This window comes from Bartonella sp. CL25QHWL (assembly GCF_042195335.1).
Lineage (GTDB): Bacteria > Pseudomonadota > Alphaproteobacteria > Rhizobiales > Rhizobiaceae > Bartonella.
The window spans coordinates 1-4,587 of record NZ_JBHIOE010000037.1 but is presented as its reverse complement, the minus strand read 5'-3'; the positions used below and the strand labels follow the sequence as shown (position 1 = coordinate 4,587).

General features: G+C 45.6%; 3 protein-coding genes. All 3 read left to right on the top strand.

What is annotated here, in order from left to right; genetic code table 11:
- Nucleotides 1-789, top strand: a 789-nt coding sequence (locus tag ACFILY_RS09070) for a phage tail protein (protein ID WP_375673339.1), incomplete at its 5' end; no start/stop codon positions are given.
- 1 nt (nt 790) lies between these two features.
- Nucleotides 791-4,102: a DUF4815 domain-containing protein gene (locus ACFILY_RS09065; protein WP_375673337.1), complete on the top strand. Its 3,312-nt coding sequence runs from the start codon at nt 791-793 to the stop codon at nt 4,100-4,102.
- A gap of 14 nt (nt 4,103-4,116) precedes the next feature.
- Nucleotides 4,117-4,587 (top strand): Bgr_08870 family protein (locus ACFILY_RS09060; protein ID WP_375673336.1); only part of this gene is annotated, 471 nt, incomplete at its 3' end.

Here is a 4,587-nt window from a genome sequence, read left to right as displayed (position 1 = left end):
TCCTTTCAACTTGATTTTGATCAGTTGCCTGAACGCAAAAGCCTTGAAGCCATTGAAGCGATTACCGACCTTTCCAAAAGTTTGCGCTCTGATTTTCGTCGTGGGACCTATGGTTATGATGTGCAAGCTGTTGAATGCAATATGTCACGGCTTGATGACAGCATGTTGGAGTATGAAAGCGGTGTTCGCTTAACAGCTGGGGACACTTTGTTTTCCTTTGGGCGCACAACAGAAATCAATCATACCCTCACAAAAGAAGAAGGCAAGCTTATTGGCAACTGGATTGATGACTTTGACGAGGAGTTAAGCTGGAACCAAATTGATTACCCTTGGGATTTGGCAAATTTTCCGTGGTGTTCGGTCAAAAAACATGAACGCGATATACTCATGGCAGAGTGGTTTAGCAACCGCACGCTTTATCTCGTGTTAAGAGACAGCCAAAATAGCGTGATTGGGTATCGCAGATGCTATGCTGTAGCGCCTGTCGAACAAGCTTTGGATGGTGTTTACAGCCATTGTGGCGGCAGATTCCAGCCCTCCTCGATGGGCACGGCGCTTTTTCTGGCAGCACACACAGACTTTCACGATGTTGATAGGAAACAAGCAGCATTTGTTTCTATTCTCGTTCATGCTTCTCCCAAACAAGATGTCCCCCTTGATATCCCCCTAGGCAAGCTTTGGTGTGATGCCAATGAACTAAATGGCGGTGTAGAGATACTCAAAACGCCCATTAATATTCCTTTGCGTGCCGATGTTCGCGAACAATTCAAGATTTTATTGAGGTTTTAATATGAAGCATGAAAGTGGTTTACCCTTTGCAATTGACAGATCTCGCGGCAAAGAGGAACAACAAAGCGTTGTCTTTTATGGCACGCGTCCCTTTATTCAAAGTGGTGAACTCAATGAGGTTCAAACCATCATCAGGGGGCGGCATGACCGCTTGGGGCGCCTTGTGGCACAAGAAGGAGACCGCGTTGAACGGGCTGATGCTTTTGTCAACAAAGACACAAGGACCGTCACTTTAACGGATGGCAAGATTTATATTGCTGGTGATATCTTCCCAGTCTCTGAAGCTGTACTCAACAATGTTGCCATGATTGGACGCTTGGAAATTGGTGTGAAGCTGCAAAAAAAATGGATAACACACGAAGATGATCCAGAGCTATTGGGGCAAGTCCCTGGCACCTTGGCAGAAGGAGAACCTGGTGCCGCACGCGAAACAGCAAAGCTTGTTTGGGCACTGAAAGAGGATGCGCAAAGTGGCACTTTCTTTCCCGTTTATATCTTACAAGATGGTGTTCTGATTGATCAAAAATCACCCTCACTCCTTGAACCCGCCATGCAAGCTATTGCGACGTACGACCGCGCCCATGGGCATTATATCGTGAGTGGCTGCCGTGTAAGCGCATTGGGAGCCAATAACGGTTGCCAAGTGTTTAGTATTCAAGAAGGAGAAGCCAATATCAATGGCTTTAAACGCAAGCGCCTTGCCGCCTTGCGCCATGAAGAGCCAGAGGATTTTTCGACAAGCGTTGTTCCAAGCGAAACGCATATTTTTGCGCCTCAAAAAGGGGAAACAAGCTCTAAATATGGAGCTCTCATCGCTCCTGCTAGAGACATCAGCCTCTATAATTATGATCCAATCACCGCCAACATTGCTGCTCAAAACGCCCTCCTTTTTCCTTCTGCTCACAGCCGTGCTGCTCCCATAGAAACGCATATTTTTGCGCCTCAAAAAGGGAAAACAAGTTTTACCTTTAAACCCTATTATTTTCCTATTGCCGATATTCAGTCTCTTTTGTTGACAAAAGAAAAAACCGTTAACGTCACCCGTGGTGCCGTTGCCGCTGGGCGTGATGGTGTTCCTGATAAAAGCATCACCGCGTTTATAAAAATCGTTCAAGGAAGCAAGGAATTTAAAGAAGGCACAGATTTTAAAAAAACCGGAGACACCATTGATTGGGCACCCGTGGGAGACGAACCTTTAGCAGGGAGCAGCTATAAGGTGACTTACCGTTACCGCGCAAAAATCACGGCTGATAAAGTAACAGCACAGGAAATCACTGTCTCAGGTGGGGCGGAGGGTGGTGATATTATCGTCAGTTACACTTATAAATTGCCCCGCATTGACCGCATAGGACTGAACACACAAGGCAATGTCGTATATATCAAAGGAGTTTCATCAGATCACCCCATGGCACCAAATGTCCCTGATGATGTGTTGTCCCTTGCAACGATCACCAACAATTGGCTTGAAACGCCGGTTGTGGTCAATGATGGCACACGGGTTGCCCCCTATGATGAGATGTGGCGCTATTTTCAACGAGTGCTTTCGCTTGACCGGTTGATGCAATTAGAGCGTATTAAAAGCAATGTTGACTCTAAAGAACCTGTTGCCAAAAAGGGCATGTTTGCAGACCCTTTTCTTGATGATAGTTACAGAGATGAAGGCTTTCAACAAACAGGTGCTGTAGGCAACGGCACTTTACAGCTCGCCATTGACCCAACCTTTTACACTGCTCCTTTAAAAGCGCCTGTTACGCTTGACTGGACAAATGAAGTGATCATTGCGCAAGAGTTGACAACTGCTTGCGAAAAAATCAATCCCTATCAAAATTTTGCACCCCTGCCTGGTACAGTAACCCTCACACCCGCGACAGACTTCTGGCATGAACAGCGCACTGATTGGCTCTCTGGTGTCACCAATCAGATCATCATGGGAAAACATCGCGGCAGTACCATACGTAGAACAGAAGTAAGCGATAATTTCATCAACACACATCAAGAACAAACCGACTTTTTAAGACAAATTACCCTTTCCTTTAAAATTGAAGGTTTTGGCAAAGGGGAAATCTTAGAAAGCCTCACCTTTGATGGTGTGGATGTCTTGCCAGCGAGCCGCCTTGTTGCCGATAGACAAGGCACCCTTGAGGGCACTTTCACGATTCCACAAAACATTACCGCTGGTACAAAAAATGTTGTGGCACGGGGAAAAGGTGGAACAATTGCAACAGGGCTTTTTACAGGTCAAGGTGTGATTGATGTGAAAGTGATGCGGCGCACCACCACGGTAAAAATATGGACGCAAGTGGACCCACAAGCGCAAGTTTTTACCCCCGATGAAACACGGCAAATCACCGGTATTGACTTTCATCTTTGCAAAATCGGTAATGAGAACCATGATCTGGTGATTGATTTGGTCACCACAGAAAACGGTTATCCGACCGCCGATATTCAAGCGCAAAGCTTTTATTCTATGAAGGGCGCAAAGCTAGGTTGGGCAGAGGCACGCTATGATGTACCACTCCTTGTCCCCGATGACCGCTTAACGGCTTTCGTTATTAAGACAGATGATAGTAATCATTCTGTCTCACTGGCAAAGCTTGGAGATTTTGATGCAGAACACCAGAGATACGTCTCGAGCCACCCTTACGTGACCGGTCCACGCTTTTCTTCTGTCAATGCTAGGAGCTGGACCGCTCATCAAGATGAGGCTTTAGCTTTTAGGGTGCTGGCGGCACGCTATACACAAACAGAAAAAACCATTGATCTTGGCACTTTTGACCTTGTGGACTGCTCTGATTTGCAAATACGCGCAGCCATTGAATTGCCTTCAAGCGATTGTTCTGTCATCTTTGAAATTGAACGAAACAACGGCACGGTTTATCAACTTCTTCCCTTTCAATTACTCAGTCTTACTGAATATATCAGTGAAAAGGTAAAGCTTCGCGCTATTCTCAAAGGGACAGAGAAGCTCTCACCTGTTTTGTTTGCTCCTGTTCAATTGATTGCGGGAAAGATCCATAAGGAAGCTACCTATGTCACGCGTGCTTTTGCCTTTGGTGAAAAAGCAAGATTGACCAGCTATATCAAAACCTTTTTACCAGGTGGTGCAACCTTTACACTCGAGATGCAACTGGATGATGGTGCTTTCACCCCTTTGAAATTAGAGGAAACAGAGCAACTCGCTGAACCGCTTTGGACAGAGCGCAAATTTATCAGTAGTGATAAAGGCGCCAAACAAGCGCGCTTGAAACTCACGCTTACCGGTGGACCAGCAGCGCGGTCAATGGTGTGTGATTTTGGCGCCGGCATATTATGAGGGGAAAATGAGAGATGACAAAAACCAAAAAACTCGACATGGAATTGCCTAAAGAAGGACGCTTTATCAGTTCTGAATTCCCAATCTTGCGGGAAAACTTGACCAAAATTGATCAAGCCATTGCGGATGTTGAGGACAAGGTAGAGGGAAAAGCGCCTTTACAACACACGCATACGATCAACGAAATCGCAGATCTAGAAAGCGCTCTCAATGGCAAAATGGCAGCGGATAAAACTTTCTCATTTGCTGATTTAAGCGATATCGAAGGCGCAAAAGATGCGGCTAACAATTATGTTCTCTATAAATCAAGCAATAATAACTTCACCTTTGGGAGTGCTGTCTCACTGTTAGGCGCGCATCAACATAAAACCGAAGATATTGTGGGGCTTGATGATTTTAGAGCCAAGATCAATGAAGATCTCACAAGCTATGGGCACCTCACAAGCCCAAATGAATGGCAAAGTTATAATAAATTTACCAGCAAA